Below are 18,062 nucleotides of genomic sequence, written 5' to 3'. Positions count from 1 at the left end.
GAATTCAGCATGCTACTCGATCTGCGTACCACCTTGGCCACGGTCGCCATGACGGCGCTTCTGGCCTTGCCCGCGGCCGCTCAGACGGTCGATGTGTTGCATTACTGGACGAGCGGCAGCGAGTCTGCCGCGATGCGTGTCTTCGCCGATGCCTACAAGGCCAAAGGTGGCACCTGGGTTGACAGTGCGGTCGGCGGTTTCGATGACGCTCGCGCCTCCGCGCTAAACCGCATCGCTGGGGGCAATCCGCCGAGCGTGCTGCTGGACAATGTCGGCGAAGTCGCCGCATTCGCCAATCAGGGCATCCTCTCCCCGGTTGATCCAGCCATCGCCGCGCAGCTTGCACCGCATCTTCCCGCGTTGCTCGTCAAACGCATCACGGTGGACGGCAAGCTCTACGCCATTCCGGTTGATATCGGCGGCGGCAACTGGATGTGGTATTCGACGAAGGCTTTCAAGGATATTGGGGCTCAGCCGCCCAAGACCTGGGACGCGTTCTTCGCCGTCGCCGACAAGCTGAAGGCGAAGGGCTATGTGCCGCTCGCCTTCGGCGGCCAGCCCTGGCAGGAAGCCTCGCTTTTCTACAATGTCATGCTGGCGCAGGGACACGGTTTCTACAACCAGGTGATGACGAATCATGATGTGAAGGTGGCCGGTGGCCCTGCCATGCTCAAGACCTTCGAAACCTTCCGCAAGCTCACGGCCTATGTGGACCAAGGCAGCGAAGGGCGTGAGTGGAATGACGCGACTGCCATGATCATCAACAACAAGGCGGCCATCCAGATCATGGGCGATTGGGCCAAGGGCGAATTCCTGCGCGCCGGAAAGGTTCCGGGCAAGGATTTCGGCTGCGACCTAGCCCCTGGCACACAGAATTCCTACCAGATGGTGGTCGACCTGTTCGATTTCCCGAAGGTGAGCAAGGCGGACGGAAAAGCCGGCCAGACACTTTTCGAGTCGGTCGTTGCCGACCCGACGGTACAGGCGCAGTTCGGCATCGTGAAAGGTTCTCTGCCAGCGCGCAATGATGTCGACATCGCGAAGGCCGACATGTGCATGCAATTGGGGGAGAAGACCCTTCAGAACCCGAATTCGCCGGTGCCGAATTTTGAAATCGCGCTGACGGCGGATCAGGAAGGCCAGGTCAAGGACCTCGTGTCGCAGTTCTGGACTACGCCGGCCATGACCGCCGCGGACGCGACCAAGCAGTTCGCGTCGATCATCGCGCAGTCCAACGACTGACCTCACGCCATAAGGGAGGCCCCTCGGGGCTTCCCTTTACAAGGACAATGACCGCATGAAGGTCGGATTCAACAGGGCCACCGCGAAACTCGTCGTTATGCCGACCGTGTTCGTGATGGTGATCTGCTTCTACATGCCGATCTTATGGAGCGCCTATATCTCCTTCACGCGGTCGGGTCTGTTCCCGAATTACGCTTTCGCCGGCCTGGTCCAGTACACGCGGCTGCTGCACACGGCACGCTGGCACACCGCCTTCACGAACATGATCATTTTTGGTGTGCTCTTCGTGAGCTTCGCGATCGTGATCGGAACTATCCTCGCCATACTGATTGACCAGAACGTGCGCGGCGAGGCGATCTTCCGCACGCTTCTACTTTATCCGCTCTCGATGTCCTTCATCGTTACTGGTCTTGCCTGGCAGTGGTTCCTGAACCCGACACTGGGGCTGCAGCACTTCGTCCAGACTCTGGGATGGACCAGCTTCACCTTCGACTGGATCGTCCGGCGCGACATGTCGATCTACACGATCGTCATCGCGGCGGTCTGGCAGTCATCGGGTCTCGTCATGGCCATCACCCTCGCCGGGCTGCGCGGCATCGACAGCGATATCTGGCGCGCATCGCGCGTCGAAGGCATTCCGAAATGGCGCACGTATTGGAGCATCGTGCTGCCGATGCTGCAGCCGATCATGGTGACGAATATGGTGCTGCTCATGATCACCGTCGTGAAAAGCTACGACCTTGTCGTCGCGATGACGCAGGGCGGCCCCGGTTTCAGCAGCGACGTGCCGGGCAAGTTCGTCGTCGATATGGCGTTCGAACGCGGCAATATCGGCCAGGCCTCCGCTGCGGCTATGGCGATGCTGGCGACGGTCGTGATTACGCTCGCTCCCTATCTCTATCTTCAGACCCGGCGGAGAGTCTGACATGAGCCTCGTCACTCAGACGCCCGCGCGCCCGTCCTGGGCGCGGACCGGGATCCATGGCGTCTTGATCCTCGTCGCACTGCTCTTTGCCATTCCGCTCGTCATCATGCTGCTGACCTCGTTCAAGACGATGAACGAGATCCAGACGGGGACGATCTTCTCGCTGCCCGCCACGCTCAACCTCTCCGCCTGGAACAAGGCCTGGAGCCATGCCTGCACGGGTTTGGATTGCAACGGCATATCGGCCGGCTTTTGGAATTCGATCCGCATTCTCATCCCGAGTGTGATCCTGTCCATTTTCTGCGGTGCGATCACGGGATATGCGCTGGCGATTTGGCGTTTCCGGGGAGCTGACGCGATTTTGCTCGCCCTGATGATCGGCGCCTTCATTCCCTATCAGGTCATCATCTATCCGCTTGTAAAGATCACGAGCTTCGTTGGCATCTATGGAACGCTACCGGGCATCGTCTGTCTGCACATCGTCTTTGGAATGCCGCTGATGACCATGCTGTTCCGCAATTACTTCGTGTCGATCCCAGCCGATCTCATCAAGGCCGCGCGGGTCGACGGCGCCGGTTTCTTCCGCATTTTCTTCGAGATTCTGCTTCCGATGTCGGTGAACATGCTGATCGTGGCACTGATCCTTCAAGTCACCGGCATCTGGAATGACTTTCTTCTCGGCCTGATCTTCGCCGGGCAGCAGAACCAGCCGATGACCGTCGAACTCAATAACATTGTCGTCAATGCCCATGGCAGCGTCGAGTATAACGTCAATATGGCGGCGACAATTCTGACGGCCTTGCCACCGCTCGTCGTCTATCTGATTTCGGGGCGCTATTTTGTCCGCGGCATCGCCTCCGGGGCGGTGAAAGGATAACCATGTCTGACATCTCTATTGAGCATCTCATCAAGTCCTACGGCGCAGTCGACGTGCTGCGCGACATCACCCTAAAAGTTGAGGAGGGCGAGTTCATCGTTTTGCTGGGACCGTCGGGCTGCGGAAAGTCGACGCTGCTGAATGCGATTGCCGGCCTGGATGAGATCAATTCCGGTTCGATCCACATTCGTGGCCGCGACGTGAGCAAGGTTGAGCCAAGTGAACGTGGCATCGCGATGGTCTTTCAGTCCTACGCTCTGTACCCGACCATGTCGGTGCGGCGAAACCTAACCTTCGGTTTGCGTGTGGCGGGCGTCGCGAAAGCCGAAATCGCGCTGCGGCTCGCCTGGGCGAGCAAGCTGCTGCAGATCGAGGGACTGCTTGACCGCAGGCCGGGCGCGCTCTCCGGCGGCCAGCGGCAGCGTGTCGCTATCGGCCGGGCTTTGGTGCGGCGTGCGGCGGTCTATCTCTTCGACGAACCGCTCTCAAATCTCGATGCCAAGCTGCGGACTGAAACGCGGATCGAGCTGAAGAAGCTCCATGCCGAGCTTGGCTGCACGATCGTCTACGTGACCCATGATCAGATCGAGGCGATGACGCTCGCATCTCGGATTGCTGTGATGAAGGGCGGTGCGATCGTGCAATGCGCCGATCCGGCGACGATCTATGAACGTCCTTCGAGTCTCTTTGTGGCCAGCTTTGTAGGCTCCCCCGCCATGAACTTCATTCCGGGGCGTCTAGAGACCCTCGCGGGCCGCCGGATCGTGGATATCGGCATGGCGCACCTGGATGTCGGCGCCTATGCATTCGCTGAGCCGACCGCGGATCAGGATGTCATCTTCGGGGTCAGACCAGAAGATCTGCACGTCGTTGCGGACGACCGGGCTTCGTTCAGGGGCACCGTCTCGTTCTTGGAGCCAATGGGCGCAGATACGCTGTGCTGGTTCAAGGTCGGGGGGAAAGTCGTGTCCGCCCGTGTTGCACCGGCGGTCGCCCGGGAACTGCATGGCGTGATCGGCTTTGGGGTTGATTTGACGAAGATCTCTCTATTCAGCGCCCAGACTGAGTTGAGGCTCTGAACTGATCGAGTTTGGCGGCTGTTGCGCTGCACGATGTCAAACGGCACGGGTTTCGATGCCGATCGGCATGATAAGGGGTTCTGTCGCAAATTCTTGTCGAGCGGGCATCTCCCGTATGATGATGGGGAGGGGCTTGCTGCGCGGAGATCTGGACCGGTTAGCATCGCTGGGTGAGGCAACACGGTTCTGGTCCAGATCGCCGCGCAGCACCACTGACTGGGACACGACTTGCGGTAGTAGTACTGGGCGCGCAACTCACCCTGTAGCTGCCGAAGCTCGGGTGTGCACCGAACAATACGGCCGAACGCGCGTTACGCGGCATAGCTCTCGGGCGGAAATCGTGGATGTTCTGCGGGTCCGATCGCTGTGGCCAGCAAAGATACCGAGTGGTGGACGAGGCGATCCAGAGCAGCAAGCGTCATTGCGGCATCCGGCAAGACGCTCGTCCATTCTCCAAAGGCGTGATTGGCGGTTACCATCAGGCTCCGCCGCTCGTAGCGGGCGGCGATCAGCTCGAACAGCACGGAGGTCTCGGCCTGATCCTTGCGGACGTAGCAGAGGTCATCGAGGATCAGCAGGTGATACGTGTCGAGCTTCTAGATGGCGTTTTCGAGCGACAAGGACTGACACGCCTGCTGCAGACGCTGCACCAGATCGGTCGTCCGGGTGAACAGGACTCGGTAGCCGTTCTCCACCAAGGCATGGCCAAAGGCCGCAGCGAGATGCGATTTGCCGGACCCGCTCGGGCCAAACAGCAGGACGGTGCCGCCTGAGTTGATCCAGCCATCGCCGCTCACAAGGGCGGTGATATGCGCGCGGCTGAGCATGGGCAGGGCGGCGAAGTCCAGCGTGTCCAAGGTCTTGCCGGAGGGCAGGCGCGCCTCGACCATGTGTCGTTAGATGCGTCGCTGGGCCCGCTCCGCGAGTTCGAGCTCGGTGAGCGTGGCCAGCAGACGCGCCGCGGGCCAGCCTTCCCGATCGGCCCGTTTCGTGAAGCTCGGCCACATTGCCGCGATGGTCGGCAGCCGCAGTTCGTTGAGCAACAAGGGCAAGCGAGCGGTGTCGACGGTGATGATGTCGCTGATCCGCGGTAAATCCGGTCGACGGCGCGGGTGAATCGGCAATGCCGAACCCGGCCGATGCGGTGGCGGGCGCCAACCAGAAGCGCGCGCCGAGGAAGAGAATTGCGGCCGCGATCAGGCCGGAAAGCATCGCGTCTGGAGCAGACTGTCTCACGCCAATGTTTGCAGCGGAACCCGAGAGAGTATTGCCGGGCGGAGAAGCCGCGCTCGACCGCACGGAGAAATACCGACACGATGGGTTTGACGATAACCAAGGACTCACTTCTGGTGGAGGAAAGAAAGGACTTACGTCAGCAGGCTCCGGCGCTTGCCTTCGATGCGCCCCCATCTTGGCGAGCCGATCACAATAGCACATAAGAAATGCCATGTTCCGAACACTCATAGACGATACCCAGGAGAGGCGTGACCTTATGCAGACGGCACTTATCCCTTTCGTTCATGAACGATTTTTTCTGACCTTTCTGAAAAAAGGATCGGTCCTGTTAATCGTAGGCTTGTCTCTCTCGGCCTGCGTGACGGACGGGCCACATAACAATGTGGCGGAGGTAACCACCGCACAGAGCGCCTATGTCCCAAACACGACCAATACGAGTGTGGGTACGGGAACACTTACTGCCGCCGATACTGCTCAACAGATCGCTGCTGATCAACAAAGCATTCGTGCCGGACTAGCCCCACCAGATATAATAAAATATGACTTAGAAATTGCGAAGATGATGCCGGAGGCGCAAGAGATTCTGGCTGCCCATGATAGAGAGCGCGCTCGCGTATGGCAGAATAAATATCGGGCTATCGTAGAAGCAAGAAATAAGGCGGTGCAAGACTTTCTAGCACCGTCGATCGCGCGGAATAACGCGATAATAAACACACTTGAAGCTAGCAAGGCCAGTCGTTGTCTTGACGCCATGGGTCATGACCTCTGCCACGCGGCGCCCGCACAACAATCCCAAGTGACGTATCCTTGCCCAACAGGACCAGGACCAGGTGAGGCTCAGGTTGGTGAAGGCCAAGGGGGCGAGCCAATTTGTAGAGGGCTATGATGAAACCGAGGTCTGGGTGCAAACGGGTTGTCGCGACATGCACGAGCGCTACGGAAAGTGGAACTCGGTCTACGTGCGGTTCAGACGTTGGGCGGCGCAGAGCGTCTGGGACGCGCTGCTCGAAACGCTGGTTGAACTCGGACTGACCGACAACTGGCAGCACATGATGGACAGCACCATGATCCGCGGCCACTCTCAGGCAGCGGGCGCTAAAGGGGGACTCATAAGGAGGGCTTTGGTCGAAGCTGCGGCGGCTTTACGAGCAAGATCCACGCCCGTGCGGACGGTCAGGGCCGCCATCTCGGCTTCGTCCTGACCGGTGGAGAAGCATCCGACGATCAGGCCGTTGATGAGCTGGTGGCATTGCCTGTCTCGAATCCGAGGTTGATGCTCGCCGACAAGGGCTATGACGGGGATAACGTCAGGACCAGCCTTTTAATGAAGGGCATCCTCCCTGTGATCCCGCCGAGGGCCAATCGAAAGGAGACGATTGCCTGCGACTTTCGTGCCTATCGTGATCGCAACCGCATCGAACGAATGTTCAACCGCCTCAAACAGTCACGCCGCATTGCCACCAGATACGACAAAACTGCCCTGTCTTTTCTCGGCTTTCTCCAACTGGCCGCCATTCGTATTTGGCTACCGTCTTTCGTCAACAGGTCCTATCCTTTTTTGGGTCGTGACGAGGACTGACGTTGGATCAGCTCTCCTGAAACGACTCATCGGGATCGTCTTCGCAAAATAAACTTGCGTGTTCGCCGATGCCCCGGCTTGTTGTTGTGGCTGGCTTTGCCCGACGTCTACAGCGACGCTGTGATGAGTCACGTCGATGCGGCCGGCAAAGAGCTGCCCTCCACAAACTCGCAACCGAGCTACGTGCTCTGGCTTCTATCCATGCTCGACCTGCAACCGGGCATCGCGTGCTGGAGATTGGCTCGGGCTCCGGCTGGCTCGCGTCCGTGATGGCGCGTCTGGTCGGCGATGACGGCCAAGTGACGGGGATCGAGATCATCCCAGAACTCGCCGCACAAAGCCGGGCTGATCTTGTCAGGCTCGGGACTGGCAACGTGTGCGTATTCGCCGCCGATGGCGCCCATGGCCAGCCGAGGGCGCGCCCTCCAACCGCGTGATGATCACTGCCGCCAGCTGGGAGGTGCCCGACGCACTCTTCGACCAGATGGCCGAGGGCGGCCGCCTGCTCGTTCCAGTCGAGCTGCGGGGCGGCGGCTGCCAAGTCACACTCCTGCGCCGCGAGGGGAGCGGATTTATGGCGGAGCGGTCCATATCAGGCTGGTTCGTGCCTTTGCTGGGTTCGCGGCAGCAGCGCCCCCAGCTGCGTTTTGCCTTGCCGGCGTTGCCATTCTGGGACGAGATCAAGGGCGCGCCCTCGCGCCGCGTCAAACTGCCTCTCGCCATGGGGCCGGATGGCATGGCGGGCAGCGCCGTGATAGCGTTTCGTACCTTCCTGGGCCGCACCGCACCGGGCTTTGCCGTCTTCGGTGAGGGCGAGCCACCGGAGCAACGCCCTGGGATACCATCCGAACCATTTGGGATCGTGGACGCAGCGGACGGCTCGGTCGCGCTGTGGCGTGGCGGCCAGCTGGTGGGCTATGGCGGGCTAGGTGCGATGCGGTCTTCGGTCCGAGCCTATGCGAATTGGGCCTCCTGCAGCCGACGATGGGGCGGCGCCTACGCGCGCTGGAAGCCGCCGTTGGGCAGACGCTGTTTCAACGCACAAGAGAGGGTTTTGTGCTCACCAGCGAAGGATCTTCCGTGCTCGGCCACGCTGAGCGCGTCGAAGAGGAAGTCCTGGCGTTCCAGCGGCAGTTGGCAGGCCAGGAGGCACAGTTGCAGGGAATGCTGCGGCTTTCCTCCTCGGATTGGTTTGGCACCTTCATGCTGGCGCCCGTGCTGGCCGAGTTTGGCCGTCGGCATCCGCTCGTCTGCGTCGAATTGTTGACCGATGCGCGGCTTTACAGCCTGCCGCGGCGAGAGGCGGACATGGTCTTCCGCATCAAGCCCTTCGACGAGCCTGAAGTCATTTCGCGCCGGTTGATGCATATCCCATACGGGCTTTATGGTTTGGCGGGGAGCGATCAACCGCGTTTGGGTGACGGCGCCGGTTCGCAGGTGATCACCATGAACATCGACTTTTCGGCGATGCCAGACGCGGTCTGGCTGAAACGCCTCTTGCCGAACGCGACCGTCGTTCACCGTAGCAACAATCGAGAAGTGCAGGCGCAACTCTGCTCTCGCGGCGCAGGTTTTGCGGTTCTGCCGCGCCCTCTGGGCGACGTGACGCCGAATATAGTCGCGTTCGATCTCGCTGAGCCGCCCCCAGGGCGAGACACCTTCGTCGGCTACCATCGTGATCTGAGGCGATTGGCCCGAATGCGGGAGTTGCTCAGCATGATCGTGGAGAAACTCGCCAACTAAGGCACCTCAAACTATCATCGCGATCACCGACACAAGCAGCTCTTAGTCGGAGTAACCAATCCACACCGGATGGGGCGCATACCCGCCTCCATGACGCGACGGCCGACGGCCGCTTTCCGAACCGTTCACGGGCGTCCTAGGCGACAGGATTGGGTCGACACTGGCTGTTGCAAGTTTTAGGACTCACGCGACATCAGCCTCTCTGCAGCTCGCTCCGTGGCGACCCGACGACACGCGATAAAGGTGGCGATCTTTTCGTGTATGGCGGCAACTAGAGCCGGAGGCGCCGTTCGAGGCGATCCAGTCTGATAGGGTGGCTCAGGATCATATTCCATCTGAAGTTGGATCTCCTGTGCGGCGTCCTTGCCGAGGAGATCCGCAACAACGGTGAGCGCGAAATCGATGCCGGAGGTCACCCCAGCGCCGGTGATCCGATTTCGGTCACGCACGACACGCTCGGAAACAGGCTCGGCGCCGAGCAAACTGAGTTGATCGATCGAGGACCAGTGGCAGGTTGCGCGGTATCCGAAGAGCAAACCGGCCGCCCCCAGAACAAGCGATCCTGTGCAGACGGAGGTGATCAGGTGACAATCCGCCGCAACACGCCGCAGGAATTGAAGTGTTTCTTCGTCGTCCATAAGCGAGATCTGACCTGGTCCACCGGGCACGCAGATCACGTCGAGTACGGGGCAGTCCTCAAAGGTCGTGGTGGGGGCTCTGGTGCAAACCCATTACGGCATCTACCGGACCCCCAATCTCGACGAAACGGCAGGACTCTGTCGCCGCGCTGATCGCTGCCTGCCGTCATGGCGAGGGCGATGAGGTTGCCGAATGGGTCGAACGCGTGTCACCGCTATCGACTGATACCGGGGACGCGGGTAGCGGATGTGCCAGGCAGCTTCTGACCAGGGGCGCGCAATAAGCCTCCGGAGAGAATGTCGCATCCGTCTCTCCGGTATATCGAATACTTGTCACCCCACCCAGCATCAACCTTCAAGCGTCGCATTTCCACGCCGCGACAGGAGCACCAACTCGGCCGCTTCTTCGGCGTCTTTCAGGAGCGTCTTGCGGGGCGCGCCTAACTGCGCATGCATCGTCAGACCGCGGGCTAGGTCCTGCCTAGTTCTCGGTGCAGGCAATGCATTCAGAACGGAAGAACCCGAGCTCGCAACGATTCCACTCCCGAGCGGCCATACATGGAGCGCTTCAGGGTCTTCAGTCGGCTGATTTGGCCCTCTGTCTGGCCATTGCTCCAGGGAAGAGTGAGCGCGTTCATCACCGCGCCCAAGTCGCTTTGCAGCATTCAGGCGAATCGCTGCATCGCGCAAATTCGACAATCGTGTGAGTCCTTGAACCATCGTTCTGGTGGTTGGTGGCATACTTCGCTCGCTAAGAGTTGCAGGATCTGTCGTTACGATCATACAAGGTCGAGTTCCTGAGCACGAACCGGTCAGGTCAGGAAGGATTTGGCCTCATCCTCTGCAAGCACGAGCGGCTGCCGTGCGTCGGCGGTGATGGCGACCGGTGCGCCCGTTTCCCCTGACGTGAGGATCGCCTCCATGATCTCGAGCACATGCAGCGCGAGTGCGCCGGAGGCGCGCGGGGCGCGGCCCGCGCGGAGGGAGGCGGCGAGATCGGCCACGCCCAGCATACGGTAATTGGCGCGATCCGGCGCGGCGAAGGGCCAGTTGATCTGGCCGTAGGCCCAGTCATCGCTCGACTGGTCCTGCCATGGGCCACCGTGGTCGCTGAGCGAGACCGCCCCGCCGAAGGTATCGGGGTCGGGCAGACGCAGCGAACCCTTGGTTCCGTGCAATTCGATGGATGCGTTGCTGTGGCGATAGACATCCCAGCTGGCGCCGAACGTGACGGTGGCGCCATTCGCGAATGCGATCAGCGCCAGCGCCGTGGTCGGCGTGCCGACCGGGAAGCGCGTGTTGTGCAGCGGGCCTTCCGCGGTGATCAGGCGTTCGGCCGCGCCGCTCGTCGTCATCGCCATGACACGGTGGGCGGGACCGAGCAGATTGACGAGCATGGTGAGGTAATACGGCCCCATATCCAACACCGGTCCGCCGCCAGGCTGATAGTAGAAGGCGGGGTTGGGGTGCCAATGCTCCATGCCACGCCCCATCATGAAAGCGGTGCCGGTCACGACCCGCCCGATGGCGCCACCATCGATGAGGTGGCGGGCGTGCCGGCCGGCCGCGCCCAGGAAAGTATCGGGCGCCGAGCCCAGCGCCAGGTTGCGCTTTTGTGCTTCTTCGACCAGCCTGCGGCCCGCCGCCGCCGAGGTCGCCAGAGGCTTTTCCGTAAAGACGTGCTTGCCCGCGCGCAAGGCCGCCATGGTGACGTCGAAATGCGCCGAAGGAATGGTCAGGTTGAGGACGAGATCGATATCCTCAGCCGCCAAAAGCGCCTCCACCGACAATGCGCGAATTCCGTATTCCTGCGCGCGCAATGCGGCCATCTCTGGCATGACGTCTGCGCAGGCGCGCAGCGACACGCCCCCGAACAGAGCGGCGTTGCGCAGATAGGTCATGGCGATATTGCCGCAGCCGATGACCCCGATGCCGAGTGTGGACATGAGCCGACCCTCCCGTTCTTTTTGTACCAGCGCTGGCATCGCTCATGCGCCAAAGTCCGCGGAGCCTCAAGAGGCGGCGCGCGACAATATGCGTTTTTATGCTTGACCCTGCACGTCGTTTGGGAGATCGTTCCGTCAATAAAAAGCGCGGCGATCACGATCGCGCTGCAACGGGGGATGCGGATATGTCAGATGCCGACGTCAAGACATTTGCGACCGATCGACGCCGCTTCCTGGCCGGCGCCGGTGGCCTGATGGGCGCCACGGCCCTGGGCCTGAGGCCGAACCGCGCCCGCGCCCAGGACCGCGTTCAAATCAGCTTCGCCAGCGCGCATTTCCCGGGCAAGGAGACCTTCGGCACCGTCATCGATAGCTTCAACCAGTCCCAAGGCCGCATCCAGGTCTCCTTCATCGATCTGCCGCCTGCGAGTTCCTCGACCGAAGTCTATCAAGGTCTGGTGCAGCAGCTCGCGCGGCGCAGCGGCACGCCGGATGTCTTCGCGCAGGACGTGGTTTGGATCGCCGGTTTTGCCGCTGCCGGCTGGGCGCTGCCACTCGACCAGTATCTCCCGGCTTCGAAACGCAGCGATTACTTTGGCGGTCTCATCAAAGCTTGCACCTATCAAGATAAACTCACTGCATTGCCGTGGTTCGTCGATTCCGGCATGCTGTATTACCGCAAGGATCTGCTGGCGCAGCATGGCGGCAAGGTGCCCGAGACCTGGGCCGAGCTGACCGATATCGCGCAAGCGGCGCAGAAGGCCAATCAGGTCAAATTCGGCTATATCTGGCAGGGCAAACAATCCGAGGTTCTGGTCTGCGACGCGGTGGAGGCCATCGGCTCGAACGACGGCTCGATCCTCAGCACGGATGGCAAAACCAGCACCATTAACGACGCCAAGTCGGTCGCGGCGATTCAATTCCTGTATGACACCATCAACAAGACCAAGATCAGCCCATCCGACGTCTTGAGTTGGAACGAAGAACCGTCCCGCCAGCCCTTCACCGCCGGGCAGAGCATGTTCCTGCGCAACTGGTCCTATGTCTACGGCATTGCGCAGGATCCGCAGGCGTCCCAGGTCGTGGACAAGGTGGGCGTGGCGCCGCTGCCGCATTTTCCCGGCGGACCCAGCGTCGGCTGCCTCGGCGGCTACCAGCTCGGCGTGAACGCCGCCAGCAAGCAGCGTGACGCGGCGATCGAGTTCCTGACTTGGATGTCGTCCCCCGACACGCAACTGCGCCTGGCCCTGAACTTCGGCCTGGCACCGACGCGGCCAGGTGTCTACACGCAGCCCAAGCTCATCACAGCCCAGCCCTTCATGAGCAGCCTGCAAACCGTCTTCACCGGCGCGACCGCGCGGCCGATCACGCCGAAATACGCACAAGTGACGCTGGAGGTGCAGTCCGGCGTTTCCGGGGCCCTCGTCTCGGGCAATATCCAGGGGGAATTGGACAAGGCTGCCAAGCGGATCGACGGCATCGTCGGGTCCTGATGTCTCAGGCTCTTCCTGTCGTGGCCGCGGCGCGGCCACGCGGGGTGCCGATCGCACTGAAAGGCGCCCTGGTTCCGTGGTTGCTGCTATTGCCGGCAATCGTGGCACTGTGCGCCGTGTCTTTCTATCCGATCCTGAACGGGATTTGGCTTTCCCTTACGAATACCTCCCTAATCACGCAGCAAAGCACCTTCGTCTGGTTCACCAATTACGGAACTCTGCTCGCGGACGGGCAATTCTGGAATGCCTGGAAGCATACGCTGGTCTTCACCCTCGTCTCGACCGGCCTCGAAACCGTCATCGGCATGGGCATGGCGCTGCTGTTGTACGAAGCCTTTATCGGGCGGTCGATCATTCGTGCAGCGATGCTCGTGCCCTGGGCGATGCCCACGGTGGTGACGTCGAAGATGTTCGGCTGGCTGTTCGACGGCCAGTACGGCCTGATCAATTACATCCTGGTCCACGCACATATTCTGGCCGCCAATGTCAATTGGTATGGCTCCGTCCATACCGCCCTCGGCACCATCATCGTCGCGGATGTCTGGAAGACGACGCCGTTCATGGCGCTGCTGTTGCTGGCGGGCTTGCAGACCGTGCCGGTATCGCTGGTCGAGGCGGCGCGGATGGACGGTGCGGCATCCTGGAAGATCTTCTGGTATGTCCGCCTGCCGCTGCTATGGCCGACCCTGCTGATCGCCGGCTTGTTTCGCGCCCTGGATGCATTCCGGGTCTTCGATCTCGTCTATGTGCTGACGGGCGGTGGACCCGCCGATTCCACGGAGACGCTATCGACCCTCAGCTACAAAGTGCTGTTCTCGACGCTCCAGTTCGGCTACGGCTCGGCGTTGTCCACGGCGATGTTCATCACCGAGGGGATAATCGCGCTCGGCTTCTGCATTTTCGTGATGCGTTCGCTGAGGATGAACCGATGAACGCGACGCGCAGGATCCTGATCTATGCCGGGGCCTTGTTCATTCTGCTGTGGTCGGCGGGTCCCTTCGTCTGGGAATTCTCGACCTCCTTTCAGGAGGACAAGGCGCTGACGGACTCGTCGCCGTCCTTCATTCCGCATCCCTTCACGCTGCAACACTATATCAACGCCTTCGTGTCGCGGCATCTGCAATACTACGTGCTGAATTCCGTTATCGTGGCCGGTGCGACCACAGCGCTGTGCTTGATCCTTGGTACCATGGCTGCGTTTTCTCTATCGCGCCTCAATGTCAGGGGCCGCTTCGGCATCCTGTTCGTCATTCTTTCGGTATCGATGTTTCCGCAAATCGCCATCGTCGGGCCGCTCTATCTCGTGGCATCCAATCTCGGTCTGCTGGATACCTATACCGCCCTCATCATCACCTATATCGCGCTTGGCCTGCCCTTGGTGACGTGGGTGCTGTTCGGATATTTCGAGACGCTGCCGCGGGAGATGGATGAGGCGGCGCGGATGGACGGGGTGACGACGCTCGGCCTGCTGTGGCGGATCATTCTGCCGGTGTCGCTGCCGAGCCTGGTGACCACGGGGCTGCTTGCCTTCATCGCCGCCTGGAACGAGTTCCTCTTTGCGCTGGCCTTCACGTCAAACATCAATCATCAGACGGTTCCGGTCGGGATCGCCAATTTCACCAGCCTTTATTACGTGCCATGGGGCGATATCGCCGCCGCTGCCTCCGTCGTCACCCTACCGCTGATCGCGCTCGTGCTGATCTTCCAGCGCCATATTATCGAAGGTTTGACGCAGGGCGGCCTCAAGGAATGATCACGATGCCAAAGACGATCAAGGTCGGCTGCCAGACCTTCACCTGGGAAATGCTCGGCGACGGGTACACGGACGGGCCGGATAGATTGCTCGCGATGATCGCCGAGGCGGGCTATACGGGCATCGAGATCACCGACAGGATGATCGGGTCTTACGCCGGTCGGACGGCCGCTTTCGCCTCCGCGCTCAAAGCGCAGGGCTTGGATCTGGTGGCCTTCGCCATCGGCAGCAAGAGCGGCTTCACGGAACCTGCGATGATGGCGAAGGATCTGGCAGCTGTGGACCGCGCCATCGCCTTCGCCGGCGCCTTTCCCGACGCCTTGGTCTCAATCGGCAGTGCGACCATCATGTCGCCAGGTCCCCGTGCGGGCAAGTTCGGGGTGGCCGCCGCCTTTTACAATGCGGCCGGGGAACGCGGCCGGGCGGCGGGCGTGGAGATCGGCCTGCATCCGAGTTCGCACCACGACACGCTGCTTGCGACACGCGAGGATTACGACACGATATTTGCCCTGGTCGACCCCGCACTTGTCGGCTGGGTGCCCGATACCGGCCATATCCTGCGCGGCCACCCCGATATCCTGGACACGCTGCGCACCTATCAGGACCGTATCCGGTACTTGCATCTGAAAGACGTGGACGCGACAGGCACATGGGCAATGCTCGGTGCCGGTGTCTGCGATACCGCCGCCGTCATAGATATCGTCACCGCAGCGCCGCACTTTAACGGATGGCTGGTGCTGGAGGAGGAGTCGGACCACGCCGCCGCCGATCCCGCCCGCGCGGTGCGCGAAAATCGCGAGCAGATGCGCCGCTACGGCTTTTGATGGGCGGAGAGGAACGATGATCACGAAAGACGCCCGCCGCCTTCGGGTCGGTATTCTCGGCTGCGGTCCGATTGCGCAATTCGCGCATCTGGACGCCTGCGTGAAAGCCCGCAACGCCGATCTTTATGCGATCTGCGATGCAGCCCCCGATCTGCTCGCCCGCATGGCCGCAACTTATGAGCCGACCAGGACTTTCGCCGATTACGATGCCATGTTGGCGGATCCCGACGTTGAGGCCGTGATCATCGCAGTGTCGGACGCTTATCATGTGCCGATGGCCATGCGCGCGCTGGAGGCGGGGAAGCACGTGCTGTGCGAAAAGCCCATCGGCACGTCGGTCGCCGAAGGCGAAGCGCTGCGTGATGCGGTCAACCGGTCTGGCCGCAGTCTGCAAGTCGGTCATATGAAACGCTTCGACCCCGGCTTGGAAGCGGCCCGGGATTTCGTGCGAGACGAAATGGGTGAGTTGTTAGCCCTGAAGGCATGGTATTGCGATTCCACGCATCGCTATACCAATACCGATGCCGTCCAGCCGCTCCCGGTGACGAGTAAGCTGGCCCGTAAGCCGAGTGGCAATCCCAAGGCCGATCTTGCGCAATATTTCATGCTCGCCCATGGCAGCCATTTGGTCGACACCGCGCGTTTCCTGTGCGGAGAGATCACCGAGGTGCGTGCGCGGCTTTCGACGCGGTTCGGTGCGTATTGCTGGTTTGTGGAAACGAGTTTCGCGAATGGCACGCTGGGTCATCTCGACCTCACCGTCGCGGTGCGGATGGACTGGCACGAGGGCTTTCAGCTTTACGGCGAACACGGCAGCATTCTCGCCAAGACCTACAATCCCTGGTTCTATCGGTCCAGCGACGTCGAGATCTTTTCGGAAAAAGACGCGGCCTATCGCCGACCGTTAGGCGCGGATGGGCATTTCTTCCGTCGGCAGCTTGAAGGTTTCGCGGAGGCGGTGCTGGATGGCGCGCCGATGCGCGGTGCCGATGTCGAGGATGGGCTGGCCTCGATCCGCGCAATGGCGGCAATCGCGCAGTCCGTGCGCAGTGGCGATAGCGTCCGGCTCGCCGATGTAACTGGCGTCGTGTGATGCAGATCGGGATTTTCGCAAAGACCTTTTCGGGCACGAGCGTCGAGGCCATTCTCATGGCTGTGCGCGAGGCCGGCTATGCGGTGTCACAGTTCAATCTGAGCTGCGCGGGGCTGGCGTCGATGCCGGATGCCGTGTCGGAAAAGGTGCTGCGGAAAATCCGAGCGGCGACCAAGGCGAGTGGCGTTTCCCTCGTTGCGCTCTCCGGCACCTACAACATGATCCATCCGGATGAGGCTGTCCGCGCGCGTGGCCTCCGGCAACTCGGCGTCGTCATCGCCGCGGCGTCGCATCTCGGCATTCCGCTCGTGACGCTATGCACCGGCACGCGTGACGCGGAGGATCAGTGGCGGCATCACCAAAACAACGCGGACCCGTCTGCCTGGCATGATCTGGTGACGGAGATGGCGAAGGCGCTGGCACTTGCCGAGCGCTTCGGCGTCGATCTGGGTATTGAGCCGGAGCCGTCAAATGTGGTGACATCGGCCCTGGATGCACGGCGGCTGATCGATGACATGGCCTCGCCACGCCTGCGCGTCGTGCTCGATCCCGCCAATCTGTTCGAGACCGCCACGGCAGAGGCGGCGGCTGCCCTGGTGCGCGACGCGGTGGAGAGGCTGGGCGCTCGGATCGCCATGGCCCATGCCAAGGATCGCGCTGCGGATGGTCGCCTCGTCCCGGTCGGTCACGGCATCGTCGACTTCGCCGATTTCGTCGCACGGCTGCGCGGCGTGGGATTCGATGGACCGCTGGTGACCCATGGGTTGAGTGCCGAGGAAGCGCCGTCCGTGGCACGATACCTTCGGGCTGCCGCGACATGACGTGGCTGGTGCGCGGCGAGGCAGTCCTGCAGGTCTTCGACAAGGGCAGGGGGTTTCCCATCGTTTTCCAGCACGGTCTCGGCGGTGATCAAGGGCAGGTCGCACGGAACCTGCCGCCCGAGATGGAGGCGCGCATCCTGACGGTGGAATGTCGCGGACATGGCGGCTCCTCGGCGGGCGACGTGCGACCCTTCTCCATCAAGGTCTTCGCGGAGGATGTACTTGCCGCGATCGATGCGGTGGGGATCGATCGCTTTGTCATCGGCGGCATTTCGATGGGGGCGGCGATCGCCCTGCGCATCGCGGCGCATCATCCCGACCGCGTCGCCGGTCTGGCTCTGGTGCGGCCGGCTTGGCTGTTCGAGCCCGCGCCACAGACGATGCGGCCTTACGCGGAGGTCGCCGCCGCGCTGCGTGACCATCCGCCCGAGGAAGCACGCGCCGTCTTCGGGTGTTCGGCGACGGCGCGCCATCTGGCCGAGCATGCGCCCGACAACCTGGCCTCCTTGCTCGGCTTTTTCGATCATCCGGATCGCGCGTTGACCGCCCATCTTCTTGCCGATATCGCGGCGGACGGGCCCGGCGTGAGCGCGGAGCGCGCGGCCGCCATCGGCGTCCGGACAGTCGCCATCGGCTGCGCGGAGGATGAGGTTCATCCCTTGTCCTATGCCAGGACGCTCGCGACGGTGATGCGTGGCGCCTTCATCGAAGTTGCGGCCAAGGCGCGCGCGCCCTCCCGCCATTTCGCCGAGGTGAGGAGCGCGGTAACGCAGTTTTTCGAGACGCTCGACATCAAAACCGGAGGTGGCTGAC

General features: G+C 61.7%; 17 protein-coding genes and 5 pseudogenes. 18 read left to right on the top strand and 4 right to left on the bottom strand.

Annotated features, from left to right (window positions below):
• The first annotated feature begins 9 nt into the window (after positions 1-9).
• The 5 genes and pseudogenes from QP803_RS19570 to QP803_RS24190 all read left to right on the top strand — a co-directional run.
• Positions 10-1,242, top strand: a complete 1,233-nt coding sequence (locus tag QP803_RS19570) for an ABC transporter substrate-binding protein (RefSeq protein ID WP_284945139.1) — start codon at positions 10-12, stop codon at positions 1,240-1,242.
• A 55-nt stretch (positions 1,243-1,297) separates the two neighbouring features.
• The gene (locus tag QP803_RS19565) at positions 1,298-2,167 is read left to right on the top strand and encodes a carbohydrate ABC transporter permease (protein WP_284945138.1); all 870 of its coding nucleotides are present in this window, start codon (positions 1,298-1,300) and stop codon (positions 2,165-2,167) included.
• A 1-nt stretch (position 2,168) separates the two neighbouring features.
• Positions 2,169-3,044, top strand: coding sequence for a carbohydrate ABC transporter permease (locus QP803_RS19560; RefSeq protein WP_284945137.1), 876 nt, complete (start codon positions 2,169-2,171; stop codon positions 3,042-3,044).
• 2 nt (positions 3,045-3,046) lie between these two features.
• Positions 3,047-4,123: an ABC transporter ATP-binding protein gene (locus tag QP803_RS19555; protein WP_284945136.1), complete on the top strand. Its 1,077-nt coding sequence runs from the start codon at positions 3,047-3,049 to the stop codon at positions 4,121-4,123.
• Positions 4,124-4,404: 281 nt separating this feature from the next.
• Positions 4,405-4,500: pseudogene (locus QP803_RS24190) on the top strand (IS66 family transposase); the annotation flags it as partial.
• 15 nt (positions 4,501-4,515) lie between these two features.
• On the opposite strand, the pseudogene QP803_RS19550 reads toward QP803_RS24190, so the two are convergent.
• Both QP803_RS19550 and QP803_RS19545 read right to left on the bottom strand, forming a co-directional pair.
• Positions 4,516-5,013: pseudogene (locus QP803_RS19550) on the bottom strand (ATP-binding protein); the annotation flags it as partial.
• A gap of 6 nt (positions 5,014-5,019) precedes the next feature.
• On the bottom strand, positions 5,020-5,247 hold the full coding sequence (locus QP803_RS19545) for a P-loop NTPase family protein (protein WP_284945135.1): 228 nt from the start codon (positions 5,245-5,247) through the stop codon (positions 5,020-5,022).
• A gap of 368 nt (positions 5,248-5,615) precedes the next feature.
• On the opposite strand from QP803_RS19545, the gene QP803_RS19540 reads away from it, so the two are divergent.
• From QP803_RS19540 to QP803_RS19520, 6 genes and pseudogenes are all read left to right on the top strand, one after another.
• Positions 5,616-6,245: a hypothetical protein gene (locus QP803_RS19540; RefSeq protein WP_284945134.1), complete on the top strand. Its 630-nt coding sequence runs from the start codon at positions 5,616-5,618 to the stop codon at positions 6,243-6,245.
• Positions 6,202-6,561 carry a hypothetical protein gene (locus tag QP803_RS19535; RefSeq protein WP_284945133.1) on the top strand — a complete coding sequence of 120 codons (360 nt, stop codon included), beginning with the start codon at positions 6,202-6,204 and terminating at the stop codon, positions 6,559-6,561. The genes QP803_RS19540 and QP803_RS19535 overlap by 44 nt, the downstream gene beginning before the upstream one ends.
• Positions 6,513-6,938: an IS5 family transposase gene (locus QP803_RS19530; protein WP_284947969.1), complete on the top strand. Its 426-nt coding sequence runs from the start codon at positions 6,513-6,515 to the stop codon at positions 6,936-6,938. The genes QP803_RS19535 and QP803_RS19530 overlap by 49 nt, the downstream gene beginning before the upstream one ends.
• A gap of 68 nt (positions 6,939-7,006) precedes the next feature.
• Positions 7,007-7,548, top strand: a pseudogene (locus tag QP803_RS24085) (protein-L-isoaspartate O-methyltransferase family protein); the annotation flags it as partial.
• Between the two features lie 281 nt (positions 7,549-7,829).
• A pseudogene (locus QP803_RS19525) lies at positions 7,830-8,000 on the top strand (helix-turn-helix domain-containing protein); the annotation flags it as partial.
• 18 nt (positions 8,001-8,018) lie between these two features.
• Complete coding sequence (locus QP803_RS19520) at positions 8,019-8,681, top strand: LysR family transcriptional regulator (RefSeq protein ID WP_284947968.1); 663 nt, start codon at positions 8,019-8,021, stop codon at positions 8,679-8,681.
• A 176-nt stretch (positions 8,682-8,857) separates the two neighbouring features.
• On the opposite strand, the pseudogene QP803_RS19515 reads toward QP803_RS19520, so the two are convergent.
• Positions 8,858-9,382: pseudogene (locus QP803_RS19515) on the bottom strand (DJ-1/PfpI family protein); the annotation flags it as partial.
• Positions 9,383-10,131: 749 nt separating this feature from the next.
• Positions 10,132-11,265: a Gfo/Idh/MocA family protein gene (locus QP803_RS19505; RefSeq protein ID WP_284945132.1), complete on the bottom strand. Its 1,134-nt coding sequence runs from the start codon at positions 11,263-11,265 to the stop codon at positions 10,132-10,134.
• 185 nt (positions 11,266-11,450) lie between these two features.
• Here QP803_RS19505 and QP803_RS19500 point away from each other — a divergent pair, with 185 nt between their 5' ends.
• From QP803_RS19500 to QP803_RS19470, 7 genes are read left to right on the top strand one after another with little or no spacing between them, the layout of a single operon-like run.
• Positions 11,451-12,758, top strand: a complete 1,308-nt coding sequence (locus QP803_RS19500; protein ID WP_284945131.1) for an ABC transporter substrate-binding protein — start codon at positions 11,451-11,453, stop codon at positions 12,756-12,758.
• Entirely contained in the window at positions 12,758-13,690 is a 933-nt protein-coding gene (locus QP803_RS19495; RefSeq protein WP_284945130.1) for a carbohydrate ABC transporter permease, read from the top strand. Before QP803_RS19500 ends, QP803_RS19495 begins: the two co-directional genes overlap by 1 nt.
• On the top strand, positions 13,687-14,511 hold the full coding sequence (locus QP803_RS19490; RefSeq protein WP_284945129.1) for a carbohydrate ABC transporter permease: 825 nt from the start codon (positions 13,687-13,689) through the stop codon (positions 14,509-14,511). The genes QP803_RS19495 and QP803_RS19490 overlap by 4 nt, the downstream gene beginning before the upstream one ends.
• Before the next feature lie 5 nt (positions 14,512-14,516).
• On the top strand, positions 14,517-15,335 hold the full coding sequence (locus QP803_RS19485; RefSeq protein ID WP_284945128.1) for a sugar phosphate isomerase/epimerase family protein: 819 nt from the start codon (positions 14,517-14,519) through the stop codon (positions 15,333-15,335).
• Between the two features lie 16 nt (positions 15,336-15,351).
• Positions 15,352-16,428 carry a Gfo/Idh/MocA family protein gene (locus QP803_RS19480; RefSeq protein WP_284945127.1) on the top strand — a complete coding sequence of 359 codons (1,077 nt, stop codon included), beginning with the start codon at positions 15,352-15,354 and terminating at the stop codon, positions 16,426-16,428.
• On the top strand, positions 16,428-17,249 hold the full coding sequence (locus tag QP803_RS19475) for a sugar phosphate isomerase/epimerase family protein (RefSeq protein WP_284945126.1): 822 nt from the start codon (positions 16,428-16,430) through the stop codon (positions 17,247-17,249). The genes QP803_RS19480 and QP803_RS19475 overlap by 1 nt, the downstream gene beginning before the upstream one ends.
• On the top strand, positions 17,246-18,061 hold the full coding sequence (locus QP803_RS19470; protein ID WP_284945125.1) for an alpha/beta fold hydrolase: 816 nt from the start codon (positions 17,246-17,248) through the stop codon (positions 18,059-18,061). The genes QP803_RS19475 and QP803_RS19470 overlap by 4 nt, the downstream gene beginning before the upstream one ends.
• Position 18,062 lies beyond the last annotated feature (1 nt).

The sequence above is a fragment of the Acidisoma sp. PAMC 29798 genome (assembly GCF_030252425.1).
GTDB lineage: Bacteria > Pseudomonadota > Alphaproteobacteria > Acetobacterales > Acetobacteraceae > Acidisoma > Acidisoma cladoniae.
The sequence above is the reverse complement of the archived record's forward strand: the minus strand, read 5'-3'. Positions and strand labels throughout refer to the sequence as shown.